Genomic DNA, 19,367 nt, shown 5'->3' with positions numbered 1-19,367 from the left:
CCGGCGAAGACCTGGGCGAAGACCGGGAGCCGGGTGAGCAGGTCGCGGCCCTGGGTGATCAGCGTGCAGGCCCGGCCCCGGCTGATCCCCAACTCCGCGCCGAGCTCGGCGGCGACCAGTTCCCAGTCATCGACGATCAGATCGTCGAACCCATGCCCCAACTCGGCCATCCGGGCCAGGGCGAACCGGCCCGCCGCGAGCACCTTCGCCGCCACCGCGGTGCGTTCGGCGAGCAGCTGACCGCGCGCGGCATCGAGGTGGTCAGCGACCACCATCCCCGGTCCTTCGAACTGGTGTTCGATCACCTCTCCGAGGTTACTCCGCACCTCTGACACGTCGGCCCGCCAAACGTCGCCTACGCCAACCCGTCCAAGAACTCCTGCACCGCCGCGGCCATCAGCTCTGGTGCGGTCATCATGGCGAAATGAGAGTGCTCGGCCCACACCACGCGCCGCGCGGCAGGTAGCGCCGCGCCCAACGCTTCCATCCCGTCGGGCAGCGGAGCCCAGCTCTGACCGCCCTGCATCAGCAACACCGGAACATCGATCGCTGCCCAGCGATCCACGCGTGCGTCGTCACCGGCCATCGCCTCCAGATCGGCAAGCGCGCTCATCGCCGCGACGGGGTCATCCGGAATGGGCGGCCCGTCGGCCAGTACGTCGGCGGGGATCTGCGCCGCCTCGCGCAGAAACAGTTCCAGGGCATCGGCGTACCGCACCGTGGTGAAAAGTCGCTGATAGCTGTCGATCACGGCCGTCAGATGCGGACCCGTCATCAGCACCGGCGGCTCGAACAACGCCAGCGAGGCGATGCGGCTGCTGTCGGCCAGTGCCGCATGCAACGCCACGGTCGCCCCGTAGGACGCCCCGACGACGTGAGCTCGGCCGACGGACTCGAGCACCGCCTGCAGATCGCCGGCCTCCGCGCCGAAACTGTTCGGTGCCGGACCGACCCCGCTGGGTGGATGGTTGCGCCGGGCGTAGCGGATCAGCTGATAGCCGCTGAGGCGGCCGGCGATATCAGCCCACGAATTCAGATCGCCGTTGGATCCGTGGACGAAGACGACCGGCGGCCCCGATCCCGTCACCTCGGCGACGAGTTCGGTGCCGTCCGGTCCTGCCAGTGTGGTGCTCACAGGCACCGATTGTTCAGGAAACAGCGTCTCGGATCGACCGGCGGGCCACCGCGATGCGGGCCTCGACGGCTTCGCGGACCGATACGGCGGTGGCGTTGAACTCGCTCCACTCCTGGTCGATCACGTCACGGACGTCACCGCGCCTGCCGACGGTGACGGCCACCTCGAACACGCCGTCCACCGCCGAGGACACCAGCTCGCCCTGGCCGCGCACCGTTGCTGCGGCCACCTCTGCGGCACCGACGATCACGGCGTTCGGCAACGGTGCCTGCTGATTGACAAAGGCACCGACAGCGGTGCGGATTCGGCTGCCCGCCATCAGGACCGCCTCCTGGACGGCCTCGTTGGTCTCGCCGAGCGCGGCGGGCAGCGTGGCGCCGCTGCGGATCGCCGCGATCACCTTGGCGGGCGACTCCGCCACCGCAGCGGCGGCGTCGGTGGTGGCCTCGATCAGGTGGGTGCTCAGATCCTGGCCCGCGTCGAGTTGCCGCTCGAGGACATCGCCGGCGTGACGACCGGTGTCGGATTCGGCCACCGGAACGATCTCGGCGTCGATGAAGGTATCTGCGGTGGATTCGGTGTTCTCGGGGGTGACGGTGTCGGTCATGGGAGGCCATTCAACGCCGCACAGCCGACAGCGCGGTGGCGTCGAGGTGACCGCCGGATGACGCTGACGGATCAGTCAGCTGACGCGGTTACACCCAGTACGGGACGCGCGCACGGTACTGCCGCATCGCGAACGCCGCACAGAGCCAACCCACCGCCGTACACGCCAGCACGACGATCCAATGTCGCAGCTCCTGATCGGCACCGAGCAGCGGTGCGCGGACGATGTCGACGTAGTGCAGCAACGGATTGAACTCGATGATCTTCGCCCAGCCGCCGGCACCCTGCCTGCGCAGCGTCTCGTCGTTCCAGATGATCGGGGTCATGTAGAACAGCAGCTGCGCGAGGCTGAAGAGCAACGGGCTGATATCGCGGTACCGGGTCGCGAGAATGCCGAAAACGATTGCCACCCATACGCAGTTCAGCACGATAAGGAACAGCGCGGGAATGAACGTCAGATCGGTCCACTTCCACGGTTGCGGGAAGATGATCGCGATGATCACGAAGATGATGATGTTGTGCGCGAACAGCAGGACCTGGCGCCACACCAACCGGTAGACATGCACGCTCAGTGGCGTCGGAAGCTGTTTGATCAGACCCTCGTTGGCGACGAACACGTCGGCGCCCTCGATGATCGCCGCATTGATCAGGTTCCAGATGATCAGGCCGAGAGTCACATACGGCAGATGCTCGGACAGTTCGAGATTGAACAGCTTGGAGTACAGGCCGCCGAGGGCCAGCGCCATGGTCCCGGTGGCGATGGTGATCCAGAACGGGCCGAGCACCGAACGCCGATAGCGCTGCTTGATGTCCTGCCACCCGAGATGCAGCCACAGTTCGCGCTTGCCGAACCCGCCCCGCAGATCACCCCAGGCGCGCGCCATCGTCTTGGACTGGGCCGCCGCGTCGACGATCGTCATGCGCCCCGCCTCTCCGCCTCAGCCTGATATCTCGAAAACTTCTCGTGCCTGCCCAGTTTGCGCAGCCGCAGCCACTCCCGCAGAGCCGCCGGATCGCGCCGGGTCACCAGGAAGAACCACCCGAAACGCACCCATTCCTGGGGTATCAGTCGGCGTAACCCGCGCTGCGCCTGCAGGTAACCGCGGTTGCGGTAGGTGAAGAACCGCTTCACGGCGTCATCGGGATACTGCGTGTGCATGCGTCCGCCCAGGATCGGCTTGAATTCGTCGGCGCCGTCCGGATGCAGATACGACGCGTCCAAACAGGTGCCGAATGGCAGACCGGACAACACCAGTCGGCGGTGCACATCGGTCTCGTCGCCGCGGATGAACAATCTCAGGTCGGGCACCCCGACCGATTCCAGTGTGCTGGCGGCGAACAGGGCGCCGTTGAACAGTGACGCGATGCCCGGCAGCAGGTCGTCAGAGGCGTCGACCTTCAGTTCCGCCACATGCCTGCGCCATGCCACGCCCCGGCGCAGCGGGAACGCCAGCCGAGAGGGATCGCCGAGATCGCACACCATCGGCGATACCGCGGCGAGCGCATGCTTGTCGGCGCAGACGAGCAGCGTCGCCAGCACGGAGTCGTCGGCAGGTCGGCCGTCGTCATCGGCCAGCCAGACCCAGTCGGCGCCGAGCGCCAGCGCGTGCAGCATGCCGAGCGCGAAACCACCTGCACCACCCAGGTTTCGGCGGGAGCCGAGATATGTCGTCGGTATCGGTTGGGTGGCCACCAACTCGGCGACCGCCGGATCGTCGTCGTTGTCGACGACGATCAGATGGTCGGGCTTGCGACTCTGACCGGACACCGCCGTCAGCGATACCGTGAGGGCCTCGACGCGGCGGTGGGTGACGATGACCGCGACAACACGTTGCTGAGTCGCGGCGTCAGCCATGTCGTTCGTTCTCCTCGAGCACCTCACGTACGTGCCGGGCCGCATCGGGGCCCTCGTAGGCGCCGACGACCTCCTCGATCCCGCCGGTCATCCGGATGGTGCCGTGATCGACCCACATCGCCGTCTTGCACAGCTGGGCCAGGAACTCGTTGGAGTGGCTGGCGAACACCAGGATTCCCGACCGCGCGACCAGGCTCTGCAGCCGGGTGCGGGCCTTCTTCATGAACTCCGCGTCGACCGCGCCGATCCCCTCGTCGAGCAGCAGGATCTCCGGGTCGATGCTGGTGACCACACCCATCGCCAGCCGTACCCGCATACCGGTGGAGTAGGTGCGCAGCGGCATGGACAAGTAGTCGCCGAGCTCGGTGAAGTCGGCGATCTCATCGACCTTGGCCAGCATCTGCTTGCGGGTCTGACCGAGGAACAGGCCACGGATGATGATGTTCTCGAAACCGGAGATCTCCGGGTCCATGCCGACGCCGAGATCGAACACCGGGGCCACCCGTCCGCGTACCGTCGCCGACCCGCGGGTGGGTTCGTAGATGCCCGACAGCAACCGCAGCAGCGTCGACTTTCCGGCACCGTTGTGCCCGACGAGGCCGACGCGGTCACCCATCTGCAGGGACATCGTGATATCGCGCAGCGCCTCGATGACCACGACATTGGCGTCGTTACGGCCGATGGTGCCGCCGGCTTTGCCGAGGAAGGCCTTTTTCAGGGACCGCGATTTGGCATCGAAGATCGGGAACTCCACCCACGCGTTCTGAGTGGAGATGAATGGACTGTCGGTCACGGGCGGCTACAGGTACTGCCCGGTGCCCGGGTGCGTCGGTCCGCGTTGCCCCTGCGGCGCCATTCCGGGAGGCAGCTGACGCATCTGCTCCAGCTGCGCGCGGGCCGCCATCTGCTGGGCGAACAGCGCGGTCTGGATCCCGTGGAACAGGCCCTCCAGCCAGCCGACCAGCTGGGCCTGGGCGATCCGCAGCTCGGCATCGGAGGGCACCGAGTCGTCGCTGAACGGCAGCGTCAGGCGCTCGAGTTCTTCCCGCAGCTCCGGCGCCAGGCCCTCCTCGAGCTCGCGGATGCTGCTGCTGTGGATCTGGGCCAGCTTGCTGCGGCTGGCCTCGTCGAGCGGAGCCGCCCGCACCTCTTCGAGTAGCTGCTTGATCATGGTGCCGATGCGCATGACCTTGGCCGGTTGCTCGATCAGGTCGGTCAAGGCCTTGTCCTCGTCCGCGCCCGACGGGGCATCGTCGCCGGTGAGGATCTCGACGTTGTCGTCATCGCCGGAGTGGATCGTCATAGTGTCCGACACTAGTCCTTTCCGGTCCCGGTGAATCGGCCCGGCCATACCGGAGTTGCTCCCGCACATACCAGCAACAACGGGGGTGATTGGCACCACGGGCCGCGCACGGCCTGCATTAGTATGGCTGCCGAAGTGATCCGGGCCGGGTCCCTGCAACGCGGCAGGCCCCGTAACCCGATGTGTGTCCGTCTGTGCGATTCACGGACGTTCTAAGGTGGCTGACATGGTCTATGACGTTGCCCGGGTGCGGGGGTTGCACCCGTCGTTGGGCGACGGCTGGGTACATCTGGACGCCCAGAACGGGATGCTGCTACCGGATTCGGTGGCCACCACCGTGTCGACGGCGTTCCGAGGTTCCAAGCCCATCACCACCGGACCGCACCCGTCGGCCCGCCGCAGCGCGACGGTCCTGGCCGCCGCCCGGCAGGCCATCGCCGATTTCGTCGGTGCCGATCCGGACGGTGTGGTGCTCGGCGCCGACCGGGCCGTCCTGCTGACCACCCTGGCCGACGCCGCATCGGTCAAGGTCGGGCTGGGCTATGAGATCGTTCTTTCCCGGCTCGACGACGAGGCCAATATCGCCCCCTGGCTGCGTGCGGCCAACCGGTACGGCGCCAAGGTCAAGTGGGCCGAGGTCGATATCGAGACCGGTGAGCTGCCCACCTATCAGTGGGAGAGCCTGATCACCGCGCCGACCAAACTGGTCGCGCTCACCTCGGCGTCGGCGACGCTGGGAACCGTCACCGATCTGACTCCGGTCACCAAGCTCGTCCACGAGAACAGCGGACTGGTGATCGTCGATCATTCGGCCGCCGCGCCCTACCGGCTCATCGACATCGACGACATCGACGCCGATGTGGTGGCGCTCAACGCCGTCGCCTGGGGTGGCCCGCCGATCGGCGCGCTGGTCTTCCGCGACCCGGCCGTCATCGACCAGTTCAGTTCGGTCTCCCTTGATCCGGATGCCACCGGCCCGGCCCGGTTGGAGACAGGAATCCATCAGTTCGGGCTGCTCGGCGGCGTGGTGGCGAGCATCGAGTACCTGGCGAACCTGGACGAGGGTGCCACCGGTTCGCGCCGGGAGCGCCTCGCGGTGTCGATGGAATCCTCGGCCGCCTACCTGGACCGTCTGTTCGGTTACCTGCTGTCCTCGCTGCGGTCGTTGCCGCTGGTGATGGTGCTCGGAAATCCGGTCGAGCGGATCCCGGTGCTCAGCCTTGCGGTCGACGGGGTGCCCGCCGAGCGCGTGATGCAGCGGCTGGCAGACAACGGCGTGCTGGTGAGCCGGAGCAAGCACTCGCGGGTGCTGGAGGCTTTCGGCGTCAACGATATCGGCGGTGCGATCAGCGTCGGGTTGTCGCACTACAGCACCGCGGCCGAGGTCGACCAGCTGGTCCGGGTGCTGGCCTCGCTGGGCTAGCTGTCGTCGGACACCTTCAGTAGCACCTTGCCGGCGACATCGCCGGAGGACAGCAACGCATGTGCTTTGGCGGCGTCCTGGACGGGTAGCTCCGCACCGATCAGCGGGCGGACCCGGCCGGCCGCGACCATCGGCCAGACGTTCTCGGTGACCTGCGCGACGATCGCGCCCTTTCCGTCCGGGCCGTCCACCGGACGGGAACGCAGCGCGGTGGCCAATACACCGGCGCGTTTGCCGAGCAGTTTGGCGATGTTCAGTTCGGCCTTGATGCCGCCCTGCATCCCGATGATGACCAGCCGTCCACCGGGCGCCAGCGCATCGATGTTCCGGTCCAGGTACTTGGCGCCCATGATGTCGAAGATGACGTCTGCGCCGCCGGCTGCGGACACCCGCTCGACGAAGTCCTCGTCGCGGTAGTTGATCGCGATCTCGGCGCCCAGTTCGGTGCACAGCGCCAACTTCTCGGCCGAGCCGGCCGTCACGGCCACCCGCACGCCGAGTTCGCGCGCGACCTGGATGGCGTGTGTGCCGATGCCGCTGCCGCCGCCGTGTATCAGCAACAGTGCACCCGGGGTCAGGTGTGCGGTCATCATCAGGTTGGACCACACCGTGCAGGCGACCTCGGGCAGCGCGGCTGCCTCGTGCAACCCGATACCGTCGGGCACCGGCAGCAACTGCGCGGCGGGCACCGCGACGTACTCGGCATACCCGCCACCCGCCAGCAAAGCGCACACCCGTTGACCGATGGTCCACCCGCGTACCGCGTCGCCGATCTCGGTGATGGTGCCGGAGACTTCGAGGCCGAGGATGTCGCTGGCACCCGGCGGCGGCGGGTAGTTGCCCGCGGCCTGCAGCAGGTCGGCTCTGTTGACTCCGGCCGCGGCCACGCGGATCACTACTTCACCCGCTTGAGCTGCGACATCAGGAACTTCTTGCCATGTCATACGTTCGGGTGAAACAACTGAAACGGCCTTCATTGAAGCTAGGCTACGCTGCCGTGCGAACGTAGGATTGGGCGATGGAAGCGTTGATGGGGGGGCGTACGGCGAGCTCGATGCCGGGCCTGGATATCGCCGAGCAGAAATCGTGGCAAAACTTTCTGGACTCGGCATTGCGGCTGTACGCAACATTGAACCGGTCGTTGGCCGACAGTCACGGACTGACGCTCAACGACGTGCGATTGCTCGACATCCTGGACAGTTCCGACAGTGGTTCGGCGCGGATGGGGGATCTCGCCGAAGGACTGATGTCACTGCCCAGTCGGGTCACCAGGCAGATCCACCGGCTGGAGAAGCTGAACCTCGTCAACCGGGTCGCCAGCCCGGACGACCGGCGCGGGGTGCTGGCGACCATCACCGACGAGGGCCGTGCCCTGCTGGCCGACGCCATGCAGACCTACGGCTCAGAGGTGCGCAGCCACTATCTGAACCGGTTGTCGCGCTCACAGATCACCGCGATGGGCGAGAATTGCCGGCGTATCAGCGCCGGTCTACAGGCCGATGGGCGGGCCGCGAAGCTCGGACGGGTGTAGACCGCTTAGGCTGTCGGACGGTGGCGTGGCAGAGCGGCCTAATGCACTCGCCTTGAAAGCGAGAGACGGCTAACACCGTCCGGGGGTTCAAATCCCTCCGCCACCGCCAAAAGGCTATGAGCTCGGTGGCGTCGGTGATCCCATGGGGCGACCGTAGTTGAGTTCGACCTGTGGGCGTAGCTCCAGGTCTTGGGCTTGTTTCTGCGCTTGCGATATCCATTTCTGGGTCACCATGGGCAGGTAGTAGGTGGCTGGTGAGCCCAGGACGTACTTGACGTTTCGATCGACGTACACCTGATTGTTCGGGTCGTTGAGCCCGATCATGCCGTAGTCCAGGTGTACAGCCTTGAGCTCTCCCTTCCCGCCGACGGAATTGGCCGCGTCTCGGTTTTTGTCTGCCGGGGAGCCGCTGATGAGGGGGTTCGGGCAGTCCGACCAGTAGTCGTATTGGCGGGAGATCACGGTCACGTTGTATCGGGTGTCGTCGGGAAAGCCCGGGCCGGTGAAGCCACCGGGGGCGTCATAGCTGTGGTAGATGAATTTGCATACCTTCTTGTCGGGCTCGGTGGGAGTGGGTGCGGGGACACGTGTGCACCCGTTGAACCTATGCTCTGGGTCGCCGGTGAGGATGAATTGCACTGTGGCGGGATCGATATCGCTTGTCGGGCCGTAGCGGCGTAGCCAATCGTCTTGGACTTGCGCTCCCTCGCTGTGGCCTAGGACGATCTTGGGGCCGGCAGTAGAGTGCAGCAGATCGTCGAGAAGGTCGGCACCCTTGTGAACGTTGGCAGCTGCGGGAAAGTTGTTGTACGGCACTTTGACTGTGGTGTTGGGTGCGGCGAAGAGTTCACCGCGTAACCAGTTGCCCGGCAGCGGGAAAAATGCCGGCGCCAACGTGAGGACCGTCGCTCCAGCAGGTTCCGCGTGCGCCGATATCGGCGATAATAGGCACATGCCGAACGCCACGGACATTGCGATCGAGGCCGTTTGGCGTAGCCGTCTGGTAACCCTCATGTGAAGCTCCCTCCCCAGGATGAATCGAGATTCGAGAGCAACAGTGGCCTGCCGACCTTTCGCCTGCGGCATGTAGATGTCGAATCGCGATATCCCAGGATCTCCCCAGTGGGTCGCCGTCACATCACCGTTGGCGCAATCGATGTCGACGTGAGACCGGATCGATGCCACGCCATCCATCGTCAACTGCGCGGTGTGAATGGACGGAAAGTATGGTGGCAAAGGCCACCGCGGCGGCCGTGTTCGCACGGTCGACCATTCGCTGAATGGTCGAAAATTGTTCTACCGCTGCCATTTTGCCAAGTTCTCGCCAGAAATCAGCTAACGACTGAGAATCTCGTACGCCGCGGCAATGAGTTCGGCATTACCCGGTGCCGTCGACCCATCGGGTAGCAGCACGGTGTCCTCCAACCCGACGCGGGTTTGAACTCCCCGCGCGCCGGCGTGCGCGAGCAGCGGCCAGCAGCTGGCGTCGAGGCCGTGCAGCAGCGCCGGCGCGTGTGACCCGGCCCGGCTCACACGCTCCAACACATCGTCGGCGGTCTCGATATCGCCGTCGGGCCCCAGCTCGACCATGACCCGTAGGCAGCGGGCAGCCAGGGGCGAATCCGCCCAGGACTCCGCTGCTGCGGCGTGGAAGATCCCGGCCTCCACCCCGATACCCCGGCTGAGCAATAACTGCGCCAGTTCTTCGGCGCCGGGTTCATCCCAGTTGACCGAGGCGAAATCTGGCAACACTGTCCAGGCCTCCACGGTGCGCAACCGCCGCTGCGGATCGGGCAGCGCCCAGAACCCGGTCGTCACGCCCAGTGGCAGGCCCGGCACCGCCTGGCGCACGGCGCTCACGGCCGCGGCGACAATCGCCGGTTCCAGCGAATCCACGCCGTCGGCGGTCTTGGGGTGGAGGTGTACGGCCTTGGCGCCGGCACTTTGCGCGGCGACGGCGGCGGCGGCCAGCTGCGCGGGTGAGACCGGGAGCCCGGCGTGCTCGTCGGGGGTGCGGGCGCCATTGATGCAGGCTTTGATGTACGGGGTCGAGGCCATACGTCATTTTGGCGGGTTCATCCCGAGACGCGTTTCGTCTCGGAAGTGACCGAAAGACTTCTCATCCGCTCCGCCACGAGCGTCTCCTGTGTGCCGGACCATATTGACGCGAGCGCAGCATGCATGTCATGGTCTTCGGGAATGATCTTGATGTGTGCTCGGCAATGTCTGATCCGCCGAGTTGATCATCAGATGACCAGTTCAGTCATTTGTCGGGAGCCTTGACGATGCAGTCAGCTATAACCAGCGGATTGCTGTGGTTGATTGCGGCAACCTTGGTGGCCGGAGCCGTCGGTGCCGTGATCGGCGCCGCGCCTCGGCGGTCCGGCTCCCGGGCTCCGCGCGCCTGCCCGTGTACCCGAGGTGACTGCTCCTCATGCCCGGCGCGGTGGTCGCTGTGACACCGGGCCGCTCGGAGCGCGGCGCACTCACCCAAGGCTGAACTGCCGCGGCCCGCTGCTGGCTAGGCTGTCGCGCATGTGCACCCGAGTGATCTGGCCGGACGCCGACGGAGCCGTCCTGGTGGGACGGAACATGGACTTCCACAAGGACCTGATGACCAACCTGTGGAAGCAGCCGCGCGGGGTCACCCGTGACGACGGCGTCACCGGCAAGCTCACCTGGACCTCGAAGTACGGCAGCGTCATCGCCACGGCCTTCGACATCATCTCCGTCGACGGTCTCAACGAGGCCGGTCTGGCCGGCCACGTGCTGTGGCTGGCGGAATCCACCTACGGACAACCCGATTCCGGGCGCACACAGCTCAGCCAGGCGATCTGGTTGCAGTACTTCCTGGACAACTTCGCCACGGTCGCCGATGCGGTGGCCTGGATCGCCGAGTCCGATGTGCAGGTCGTACAGATGGACGACCCCACGGGTGGGGTACCGCCGGCCATCCATCTGGCCCTCGACGATGCCACCGGCGATTCGGCGATCATCGAGTACATCGACGGCAAGGCGAAGGTCTATCACGACCGCGCGTACCGCGTGATGACGAACTCGCCGACCTTCGACCAGCAGCTCGAACTGGTCAAGGCGTTCACCGGACTGGGCGGAAGCGAGCCGCTGCCCGGCTCCACCGAGGCCGCCGCCCGCTTCGCGAGGGCAAGTTACTACGCGAGCCGCCTTCCGCAACCGGCCGGTCAGGTCGAGGCGATCGCGGCGATGCTGTCGGTGATCCGCAACGCCGCCCAGCCCTTCCGGGTCCCGGACCCGGGTAAACCCGATGCGTCGCAGACGATCTGGCAGGTGGTGTTGGATCTGACCAGGAAGCGCTATGTCTATGAGTCGACCACCCGACCCAATATCGTCTGGGTGGATCTGGCCGATCTCGACTTCAGTGCAGGCAGCCCGCAGCTCAAGCTCGACCTGATCGGTGAGCTCGCGGTGCAGGGTGGCATCGCGGGCAACGTCTCGCACAGGTTCGAGGACAAGGGTCCGATGACGTTCTTGTCCATGCAGCTGCTGGATCAGCTGAAGGGCTCGGCTACTCCCCGGTGAATTGAGGGGCGCGCTTGCCGAACATCGCGGTGACTGCCTCGCCGAGATCCTTGGACGGCAGGAACGCCGAATTCCACGCCGCCACATAGCGCAGGCTCTCCGAGACCCGGGCGATGCGCTGTTGGTCCAGGACGTCCTTGACGCCGTGCACGGTCAGCGGTGGGTTGGCGGCGATCTCGGCGGCGGTGGCGTGCGCGGCGGCCAGGGACGCGTCGGCATCGGCGTGCACATCGTTGACCAGTCCGATCTTCTCGGCGCGCGCGGCGTCGATGTCCTTGCCGGTCAACGCGAGTTCGCGCAGATGCCCGTCGGACACGATCAATGGAAGCCGGGCCAGCGAGCCCACATCGGCGACGATCGCGAGCTTGACCTCACGGACCGAGAACTTGGCATCGGCACTGGCATAACGGATGTCGACCGCACTGATCAGGTCGACCCCGCCGCCGATGCACCAACCGTGCACCGAGGCGATGGTGGGGGTGCGGCAATCGGCGACCGCGCTGATGGCCTGCTGCATTGTCAGGATCGTCTTGTGGAACTCATGCCGGGCCTTGGCGCCGGCATCCAGCCCGGGCAGGGTGGCACCCATCGCCGCGAGGTCAAGCCCGTAGCTGAAGTTCTTGCCGGACCCGGTGAGCACGATTGCGCGAACCTCGGGGTCGGCGTCCAGGGTGGCGAATACCTCGGGCATCTCGGCCCAGAAGGCGGGCCCCATCGCGTTGCCCTTGCCGGGGCCGATCAGTGTCACTCGGGCGACGTGATCAGCGATGTCCACGGTCACGGATTCGTAAGCCATGCGTGCAGGCTAACCCCGGGTGCGGATGCCTAGGGGACGGGGCCACCCAGCAGCACTTCACGCACTGTGCTGCCGGTCAGGAACTGGCACACCGCATCGGCGAGCGACGTGGCGATCTCGATGTTGTCCGGGCCCAGGATCGACTGCTCGCCCTTGAGGATCGCGTTGACGACGGCCTTCTGGTTGGCCTCGTCGAGCTGGTTGTAATCCGCGCACGTCATCGTCAGGGCATCGGGTGGCGGCGGGACATCGGGGACGTTGGAGCCTCGGGTGGGGAATCCCGGGATGGTGATATCGGGCAGGCCGGGAATCTCCGGCAGACCAGGGATGACCGGCGGACGGGCACTGGTCGTGGTGGTCAGCGGCGGACCGGGCTCGGTGGTCATCGCGACGGTGCCCTCGGTGGTGCGTCCGCAGCCGGCCAGCAGCCCCAGCGCGATCAGCGCACTGCCCGCCACCTTCGTCGCCCGCCTGGTCGCCCGCGTCACGACCGCTCACCTCGGATCCACTGCTGGGCGAACGCGAGGAACGCGTCGTTCTCGTGCGGTGCGGCCACCGTCACCCGGACGCCGTCCTGGCCGTAGGGCCGGACCAGGAGCCGATTGTCGGCGGCGGCGTTGGTGAAATCGTCCGTGCGCCCCGGGATGACCAACCAGACGAAGTTGGCCTGCGAAGGCGGCAGTTCATAGCCCATCTCCCGCAGTGCCGCGCTCACCCTTGCCCGTTCGGCCACCACCGCGTCGGTGCGGGCCAGTAGTTCGTCGGCGGCGTCCAGCGATGCGATGGCCGCGGCCTGGGAGATGGTCGTGGCGGTGAACGGCACGTACACCTTGCCCAGCGCGGTGACGATATCCGGGTCGGCGACGGCATAGCCGATGCGCAGGCCCGCCAGCCCGTAGGCCTTCGAGAAGGTGCGCAGCACAACCACATTCGGGTAACGCTTGACAAGGCCGAGGCTGTCGGGCAGCAGGCCGTCGCGGATGTACTCGACGTAGGCCTCGTCGATGACGATCAGGATGTCCGAGCGGACGGCGGCCACGAAGGCCTCCAGCGCGTCAGGGTCGACGACGGTCGAGGTCGGGTTGTTCGGATTGCACACGAAGATCAACCGGGTGCGGTCGGTGACGGCGGCCAGCATGGCGTCCAGATCGTGGGTCTGGTCCTTCAGCGGCACCGGCACCGGCGTCGCACCCGCGGTGCGGATCTGCAGCGGGTAGATCTCGAAGCTGCGCCAACCGAAGATCACCTCGTCGCCGACGGTCGAGGTGATCTGGACGAGCTGCTGACACAGGCTCACCGACCCGGCGCCCACCGAGATGTTCTCCGGGGCGAATGCCCCATCGTCCACGTGCTTGGCCAACCGCTCACGCAGATCGAGGTAACCGTTGTCGGGATAGCGGTTGATACCGGCGGCGGCGGCGCTGATCGCATCCAGCACACCGGGCAGCGGACCGTCGACTGTTTCGTTGCTGGCGATCTTGATGGCGCCGGGCACCGTGCGACCGGGGGTGTAGGCGGGGAGGTCGGCCAACTCGGGTCGCAGACGGGCGGTCACCCAGCCATTCTAGGGGTGCGCGTACTCGCGCTTTGCCTTCCGCCGTGCAGCCTGTGTAATCTGTGCGCTCGGCGGTTCCGGGGGTCCGGTACCCTCAGATCGTTCAGGAGGCGTGCCAGAGCGGCCGAATGGGACTCACTGCTAATGAGTTGTCCCCCTTACCGGGGACCGGAGGTTCAAATCCTCTCGCCTCCGCCGAGTTTGACCAGCAGTACCGAATTGAATAGCACGACCAGGCGCCCGTAGCTCAACGGATAGAGCATCTGACTACGGATCAGAAGGTTAGGGGTTCGAATCCCTTCGGGCGCACTCAGGCAGTATGCAGGCATGTGTTCTCCGCATCTGGAACGTTGGATCGAGTTCATGACCGACCACGACCCCGCGGTCCTCGACGACCAGCTCGCCGACGATGCCGTCTTCTACTCCCCGGCGGTGTTCACCCCACAACGGGGCAAGGCGCTGACCGCCACGTATCTGAACGCCGCGGCACAGCTTTTCGGGGGTACCGACTTCCGCTATGTCGAGCAGTGGGAGAGCGACCGTTCGGCCATCCTCGCGTTCCAGGCCACCGTCGACGGTGTGACGGTCGACGGTATCGACATGATCCACTGGAACGACGAGGGCAAGATCGCGTCCTTCAAGGTGATGATCCGACCGCTGAAGGGGCTGCAGGCCGTCATACCGCGGATGGCGGAGCTTCTTGGGCAGGCCCGGTGATACCGCGCTCGGTCACCGGCAACTCCTCGGCGTAGACCGCCTCGCCGAAGTATGTGCCCTGGGCCACCGCGCAACCGTAACCGCGCAGCAGCTCTGCGGTATCGGCGTCGGCGACCCCTTCGGCGACGCTGGTGATGCCAAGGGTGTGGGCGAGCGCGACGATGGAGTGCACGATGGCCGCCGCCCTGGTGTTGCTCAGCATCGGCGACACGAAGTGCCGATCCAGTTTCAGCTCGTCGACCGGGAGGTCGCGCAGGTAGCTCATGGTGGCGTAGCCGCTGCCGAAATCGTCGATGGACACCCGGAATCCGGCCGCCCGAAGCTGTTCGATGACGTTGCGTGCCTGCCGCACATTGGCCAGCAGGTAATGCTCGGTGATCTCGATCGTCATCGACGTCGGGGTCAATCCGTGCCGGGCCAGCACCGCGCCGATGCGTTCGGGCAGCGTGGCGTCGTCGAACGACGGTGCGAACAGGTTGACCGACACCGGAATCTCCCGACCACCGAGCCGATGCCAGGCCGCCGCGTCGCGGGCGGCCTGCTCCACCACCAGGTCGGTCATCGCTCCCATCAATCCGCTGCGGCGTATCAGCGGCAGGAACTGGTTCGGGGTGAGAACCCCGAGTTCAGGATGTGGCCAACGCACCAGTGCCTCGACACCGATCATCTCGCCCGTGGCCAGGGATATCTGCGGTTGATAGGCCAGGCGCAGCGCCCCACTGTCGACGACCCGGCGCAACTGTCCGAGCAGGGTGATCTCCGGCACCATCCGGGTCGGCGCGGTGTCCTCCTCCCAGCGGGTGCCGGCGTCGGCGAGTTCCATTCCGGCGGTGTACACCTGCACGCCGCCGATGCCGGAGCGCTTCGCCACGTACATCGCGATATCGGCCTGCCGAAGAAGTTCCTCGGTGCCGACGGGAACATCGTCGGTCCGGCTCGCCACGGCCAGGCCGATGCTGGGTCGGATGTACACCTCGTGCCCACCGAGATCGAACACCTCGTCGAAGGCGTGGACCACCGCCGCGGCAACCTCTTCAGCAGATGGCGAACCGTCCTCGATGATGACCGCGAACTCGTCACCACCGAGACGTGCCACCGTCTGGCCGGAAGGCAGACAGGCCACCAACCGTCCGGCGATATCGCGCAGCAACTCGTCTCCGGAATGGTGACCCAGGTTGTCGTTGACGAGCTTGAAGTCGTCGAGGTCCAGCGAGAGCACCGCAGTGGGGCGTCCGCCGCGGCGTTGCCCGGCGACGGCCTGTTCGAGTCGGTCGGTGAACAGCAGCCGGTTGGCCAGTCCGGTCAGCGGGTCCTGGAACGCGTGGGCGGCCACCTCGTCGAGCAGGCGGCGGTTTTCCACCAGGACCGTCAGTTGCCGGATCAGTGCCGATATCACCAGGATCGTCGAGCCGAGCAGCACCGGCCGGATGTCGGGGTCGGGCCACAGGTGTGCCACCGCCGCGATGACCGCGAAGGGCATGGGCGCGTAGGGCAGCCAGATGATGGTCATCGGTGACGGGCGGGGGTCGTCGCGGCGCGGTGTCCGGATGTCCTGGGCCGACATATAGGCGCCGGCCGAGACCATCAGCAGCCCGGTCACCTTGCTGATGATCGGGAACACGCTGGTGGCGTCGACGTCGTCGTGTATCTGGACGTACAGCTCGGCGACCTCCCCGAGGGCGATGGCGGCCAGTCCGGTGGTGAACAGACCGAGCACCTGACGCCGCCCGGGGCGAACGACGGTCAGCACCAACATCGACAGCGTCACCATGGTGAGCGCTGAGATGGGGTAGACGGCAGTGAGCACGGCGTCCACGGTGCTGCGCTCACCGATGGTGAAGAGGCGGTCGAGCACCGCCACCCACACCACCACGAACAGCGCCGACGCGATCACCAGACCGTCCATCAACTGACGGAACATCGACAGCGGGTCCGTGGTGGTGCGCAGCAGCCACACCACCACCACCGACAGCGGCAGCGCGAGGTATCCGATATCGGCGATAGAGGGGAACGGTGGCGCCTGGTGGAGGAGCACCTCGTAGTAGGCATCGACGGTACTTCCGAGGACCCAACCGAGGAAGCCGACGGTCATCGCCGACCATGCCAGCCGGATGCTGCCGCGGCCGGATATGGCCGCGGCAACCGTACACGCGCACGTTGCTGCACAGAACGCAACGAAGCCGAGCGACCCGACGGTTGCCGTTACCTGCGGTCCGCCCCAACCGAGAATCAACCAGCAAACGAACAGCAGGTAAACCGCCACACCTGTGGCGTAACCGAAGTTCGTTCTGGAAGTGGGCATTACATGCAGTTTAGAGCGAGTTTTGGCTGTTGAGACGGCATTTCGTGGCAGTCCCTCCAGCAACTCGCTTCACGCGCGTTGCGCTACCCTCGTACCGGTGCGGCTGCTGCTGATCTCAGACACCCATCTGCCCTCCCGCGCCCGCGATATGCCTGCCGAGGTGTGGGCCGCGGTCGAGGTGGCCGATGTCGTGTTCCATGCCGGGGACTGGATCGAGGTCGAGCTGTTGGACCGGTTGTCCGACCGGGCACGGCAGCTGATCGCGTGCTGGGGCAACAACGACGGCGACGAGTTGCGGGCGCGTTTGCCGGAACGCGCCGATATCGTCCTGGACGGATTGCACTTCACCGTGACGCACGAGACCGGTGCGGCGGCCGGTCGGGACAATCGCATGGCGCGCGCCTATCCCGATACCGACGTCCTGGTGTTCGGACACAGCCACATCCCCTGGGATACCACCGTCGACAGGCCGGGCGGCGGGACGCTGCGGTTGCTCAATCCCGGCTCACCCACCGACCGTCGACGGCAGCCGCACTGCACCTATATGACGGCCGAACTGGCCGACGGTGTGCTGGGCCCGGTCGAACTGCACAAACTGGTTCGATAGCGCTCGCACGCCGCTACTGCGTGGCAGTCTCACGGGCATGAACTCCAAGCCGCCCAGCGATCTCATCGCCGCCGCCAACCGCGCGCACCGGGACACCCTGCCCTTCGAGGACAACCGCGATTTCGCGGACGCCGACCGCGGCTTCATCGGCGCGCTGGAACCCGGTGTGGTCACCGGAGCCGGTGGGAAGGTCGTGTGGGACAACGACAGTTACGGGTTCCTGGCGGCCGATGCGCCCGACAGCGTGCACCCCAGCCTGTGGCGGCAATCCCAACTCTGTATCAAGCAGGGGCTCTACGAAGTGGTCGAGGGCATCTACCAGGTGCGCGGGCTCGACCTGTCCAACATCAGCTTCATCGAGGGCGACACCGGGGTCATCGTCATCGACCCGTTGGTGTCGACCGAAACCGCTGCGGCAGCCCTGGCGCTCTACCGTGCGCACCGCGGCGAGCGCGTCGTCACCGCGGTCATCTACACCCACAGTCACGTCGACCACTTCGGCGGCGTGCTCGGGGTGACCAGCCAGGCCGACGTCGACGCCGGCCGCGTCCAGGTGCTGGCGCCGGAGGGGTTTGTCGAACACGCCGTGCAGGAGAACGTGTACGCCGGCACGGCGATGACCCGCCGGGCGGCCTACATGTACGGCGCGGTGCTGGCGCGGGGGCCACAGGGCCAGGTGGGGTGTGGTCTCGGGCAGGCGCCCTCGCTCGGCGAGGTGGCCCTGATCGTTCCCACCATCGACGTGCGCAGCACCGGCGAGACCCACACCGTCGACGGTGTGCAGATCGAGTTCCAGATGGCACCGGGCACCGAGGCCCCCGCCGAGATGCATTTCTACTTCCCGCAGTTCCGCGCGCTGTGCATGGCCGAGAATGCCACCCACAATCTGCACAACCTGCTCACCCTGCGCGGCGCCCTGGTGCGCGATCCGCACGGTTGGGCCGGGTACTTGACCGAGGCCATCGACTCCTTCGGCGACCGCACCGACGTCGTCTTCGCATCCCACCACTGGCCCACCTGGGGGCGCGAGAACATCGTGGAATACCTTTCGCTACAACGAGATCTGTACTCCTATCTGCACGACCAGACGTTGCGACAGCTGAATAAGGGGTTCACCGGTATCGAGATCGCCGAGACGTTCCAGCTGCCGCCTGCGCTGGAGAAGGCGTGGCACACGCACGGTTACTACGGTTCGGTCAGCCACAACGTCAAGGCGGTCTACCAGCGTTACATGGGTTGGTTCGACGGTAACCCGGCCCGGCTCTGGCAGCACCCGCCCGAGGCCGCCGCCCCGCGCTATGTCGAGGCGATGGGTGGGTTGGACCGGGTGGTCGACATCGCGCGTACCGCTTTCGAGTCCGGAGATTATCGTTGGGCGGCAACCCTTCTGGACCATGCCATCTTCGCCGATGAACACCATGCGGCGGCGCGCGAACTGTATGCCGACACCCTGGAGCAGTTGGCCTACGGTGCCGAAAACGCGGTATGGCGGAACTTTTTCCTCTCCGGGGCAACCGAATTGCGCGAGGGCAACTTCGGCACCCCGACCACCACGACGGCGCCCACCATGCTGGCCCAGCTGACCCCGGAACAGATCTTCGACACCCTGGCCATCAACATCGACGGACCGCGCGCCTGGGATCTGGACCTGACGCTGGACGTGACGTTCGTCGACCTGGGCGCCGATTACCGGCTGACATTGCGCAACGGGGTGCTGGTGTACCGGCGCGTTGCGGCCGACCCGGCGACCGCAACTGCCACCGTCACCTTCGCGACCAAGGCCAGGCTGCTGGCCTTCGCCGCCGGCGACCGCGACTCGCCGGGGGTGGAGTTCACCGGCGACGCCGGGGCGCTGGGCACCCTGCTCGGGGTGCTCGACCGACCGGACCCGAACTTCGACATCATCACCCCATAGCCGTCACCGGGTGGTCGGGGCCGGGTGACGGTCGGTCGGATCGTCGACGGTCGCCCGCCATATG

Annotated in this window: 20 protein-coding genes and 3 tRNA genes; 9 read left to right on the top strand and 14 right to left on the bottom strand. The window is 66.3% G+C overall.

Annotated features, from left to right (window positions below; genetic code table 11):
• The 7 genes from IC40_RS0125780 to IC40_RS0125750 all read right to left on the bottom strand — a co-directional run.
• On the bottom strand, positions 1–305 hold a 305-nt coding region (locus IC40_RS0125780), incomplete at its 3' end, for a DUF222 domain-containing protein (protein ID WP_030137537.1).
• A gap of 50 nt (positions 306–355) precedes the next feature.
• Entirely contained in the window at positions 356–1,135 is a 780-nt protein-coding gene (locus IC40_RS0125775; RefSeq protein WP_030137536.1) for an alpha/beta fold hydrolase, read from the bottom strand.
• Positions 1,136–1,148: 13 nt separating this feature from the next.
• Positions 1,149–1,742: a hypothetical protein gene (locus IC40_RS0125770; protein WP_030137535.1), complete on the bottom strand. Its 594-nt coding sequence runs from the start codon at positions 1,740–1,742 to the stop codon at positions 1,149–1,151.
• An 88-nt stretch (positions 1,743–1,830) separates the two neighbouring features.
• Positions 1,831–2,661: a galactan export ABC transporter permease subunit Wzm/RfbD gene (gene wzm, locus IC40_RS0125765; RefSeq protein ID WP_030137534.1), complete on the bottom strand. Its 831-nt coding sequence runs from the start codon at positions 2,659–2,661 to the stop codon at positions 1,831–1,833.
• A complete protein-coding gene (gene glfT1, locus IC40_RS0125760) occupies positions 2,658–3,596 on the bottom strand; it encodes a galactofuranosyltransferase GlfT1 (protein WP_030137533.1) in 939 nt (312 codons plus the stop codon). The genes wzm and glfT1 overlap by 4 nt, the downstream gene beginning before the upstream one ends.
• Positions 3,589–4,389 carry a galactan export ABC transporter ATP-binding subunit Wzt/RfbE gene (wzt, locus tag IC40_RS0125755; RefSeq protein ID WP_019510908.1) on the bottom strand — a complete coding sequence of 267 codons (801 nt, stop codon included), beginning with the start codon at positions 4,387–4,389 and terminating at the stop codon, positions 3,589–3,591. Before wzt ends, glfT1 begins: the two co-directional genes overlap by 8 nt.
• A gap of 6 nt (positions 4,390–4,395) precedes the next feature.
• Positions 4,396–4,899 carry a bacterial proteasome activator family protein gene (locus IC40_RS0125750; protein ID WP_030137532.1) on the bottom strand — a complete coding sequence of 168 codons (504 nt, stop codon included), beginning with the start codon at positions 4,897–4,899 and terminating at the stop codon, positions 4,396–4,398.
• Positions 4,900–5,125: 226 nt separating this feature from the next.
• Between IC40_RS0125750 and IC40_RS0125745 the strand changes: the two genes are divergently transcribed.
• Positions 5,126–6,322 carry a cysteine desulfurase-like protein gene (locus IC40_RS0125745; RefSeq protein ID WP_030137531.1) on the top strand — a complete coding sequence of 399 codons (1,197 nt, stop codon included), beginning with the start codon at positions 5,126–5,128 and terminating at the stop codon, positions 6,320–6,322.
• Here the strand turns inward: IC40_RS0125745 and IC40_RS0125740 are convergent.
• Positions 6,319–7,299 (bottom strand): NAD(P)H-quinone oxidoreductase, encoded by a 981-nt coding sequence (locus IC40_RS0125740; protein ID WP_030137530.1) that lies wholly within the window; start codon positions 7,297–7,299, stop codon positions 6,319–6,321. The genes IC40_RS0125745 and IC40_RS0125740 overlap by 4 nt on opposite strands.
• Positions 7,300–7,340: 41 nt before the next feature.
• Here IC40_RS0125740 and IC40_RS0125735 point away from each other — a divergent pair, with 41 nt between their 5' ends.
• Positions 7,341–7,853 carry a MarR family winged helix-turn-helix transcriptional regulator gene (locus tag IC40_RS0125735; RefSeq protein WP_030137529.1) on the top strand — a complete coding sequence of 171 codons (513 nt, stop codon included), beginning with the start codon at positions 7,341–7,343 and terminating at the stop codon, positions 7,851–7,853.
• A 19-nt stretch (positions 7,854–7,872) separates the two neighbouring features.
• A tRNA-Ser gene (locus IC40_RS0125730) sits at positions 7,873–7,962 on the top strand.
• A 5-nt stretch (positions 7,963–7,967) separates the two neighbouring features.
• On the opposite strand, the gene IC40_RS0125725 is transcribed toward IC40_RS0125730, so the two are convergent.
• Positions 7,968–9,038, bottom strand: coding sequence for a PE-PPE domain-containing protein (locus IC40_RS0125725; RefSeq protein WP_234411547.1), 1,071 nt, complete (start codon positions 9,036–9,038; stop codon positions 7,968–7,970).
• Positions 9,039–9,188: 150 nt separating this feature from the next.
• On the bottom strand, positions 9,189–9,911 hold the full coding sequence (locus IC40_RS0125720) for a 3-keto-5-aminohexanoate cleavage protein (protein ID WP_030137527.1): 723 nt from the start codon (positions 9,909–9,911) through the stop codon (positions 9,189–9,191).
• Positions 9,912–10,388: 477 nt separating this feature from the next.
• Between IC40_RS0125720 and IC40_RS0125715 the strand changes: the two genes are divergently transcribed.
• Entirely contained in the window at positions 10,389–11,411 is a 1,023-nt protein-coding gene (locus IC40_RS0125715; RefSeq protein WP_030137526.1) for a bile salt hydrolase, read from the top strand.
• Here IC40_RS0125715 and IC40_RS0125710 read toward each other — a convergent pair.
• From IC40_RS0125710 to hisC, 3 genes are read right to left on the bottom strand one after another with little or no spacing between them, the layout of a single operon-like run.
• Positions 11,398–12,207 carry a crotonase/enoyl-CoA hydratase family protein gene (locus IC40_RS0125710; protein ID WP_030137525.1) on the bottom strand — a complete coding sequence of 270 codons (810 nt, stop codon included), beginning with the start codon at positions 12,205–12,207 and terminating at the stop codon, positions 11,398–11,400. The genes IC40_RS0125715 and IC40_RS0125710 overlap by 14 nt on opposite strands.
• Before the next feature lie 29 nt (positions 12,208–12,236).
• Positions 12,237–12,695: a DUF3558 domain-containing protein gene (locus IC40_RS0125705; RefSeq protein ID WP_030137524.1), complete on the bottom strand. Its 459-nt coding sequence runs from the start codon at positions 12,693–12,695 to the stop codon at positions 12,237–12,239.
• Positions 12,692–13,762 (bottom strand): histidinol-phosphate transaminase, encoded by a 1,071-nt coding sequence (gene hisC / locus IC40_RS0125700; RefSeq protein ID WP_030137523.1) that lies wholly within the window; start codon positions 13,760–13,762, stop codon positions 12,692–12,694. The genes IC40_RS0125705 and hisC overlap by 4 nt, the downstream gene beginning before the upstream one ends.
• Positions 13,763–13,868: 106 nt before the next feature.
• Here hisC and IC40_RS0125695 point away from each other — a divergent pair.
• The 3 genes from IC40_RS0125695 (at position 13,869) to IC40_RS0125680 (ending at position 14,479) form a co-directional block, all read left to right on the top strand.
• Positions 13,869–13,957: transfer RNA gene (locus tag IC40_RS0125695), tRNA-Ser, on the top strand.
• Between the two features lie 41 nt (positions 13,958–13,998).
• Positions 13,999–14,071: transfer RNA gene (locus IC40_RS0125685), tRNA-Arg, on the top strand.
• Between the two features lie 18 nt (positions 14,072–14,089).
• A complete protein-coding gene (locus IC40_RS0125680) occupies positions 14,090–14,479 on the top strand; it encodes a nuclear transport factor 2 family protein (RefSeq protein WP_030137522.1) in 390 nt (129 codons plus the stop codon).
• Here IC40_RS0125680 and IC40_RS0125675 read toward each other — a convergent pair.
• A complete protein-coding gene (locus tag IC40_RS0125675) occupies positions 14,439–16,781 on the bottom strand; it encodes a putative bifunctional diguanylate cyclase/phosphodiesterase (protein WP_036464660.1) in 2,343 nt (780 codons plus the stop codon). The genes IC40_RS0125680 and IC40_RS0125675 overlap by 41 nt on opposite strands.
• A 97-nt stretch (positions 16,782–16,878) precedes the next feature.
• Here IC40_RS0125675 and IC40_RS0125670 point away from each other — a divergent pair, with 97 nt between their 5' ends.
• Both IC40_RS0125670 and IC40_RS0125665 read left to right on the top strand, forming a co-directional pair.
• Positions 16,879–17,388 carry a metallophosphoesterase family protein gene (locus IC40_RS0125670; RefSeq protein WP_030137520.1) on the top strand — a complete coding sequence of 170 codons (510 nt, stop codon included), beginning with the start codon at positions 16,879–16,881 and terminating at the stop codon, positions 17,386–17,388.
• Between the two features lie 37 nt (positions 17,389–17,425).
• Positions 17,426–19,303, top strand: a complete 1,878-nt coding sequence (locus tag IC40_RS0125665; protein ID WP_030137519.1) for an alkyl/aryl-sulfatase — start codon at positions 17,426–17,428, stop codon at positions 19,301–19,303.
• The last annotated feature ends 64 nt before the right edge of the window (positions 19,304–19,367 follow it).

It is taken from the genome of Mycolicibacterium neoaurum ATCC 25795, assembly GCF_000691525.1.
Taxonomy (GTDB): Bacteria; Actinomycetota; Actinomycetes; order Mycobacteriales; family Mycobacteriaceae; genus Mycobacterium; species Mycobacterium neoaurum.
Note: the sequence above shows the minus strand (reverse complement) of the source record. Positions and strands in the feature narration are given on the sequence as shown.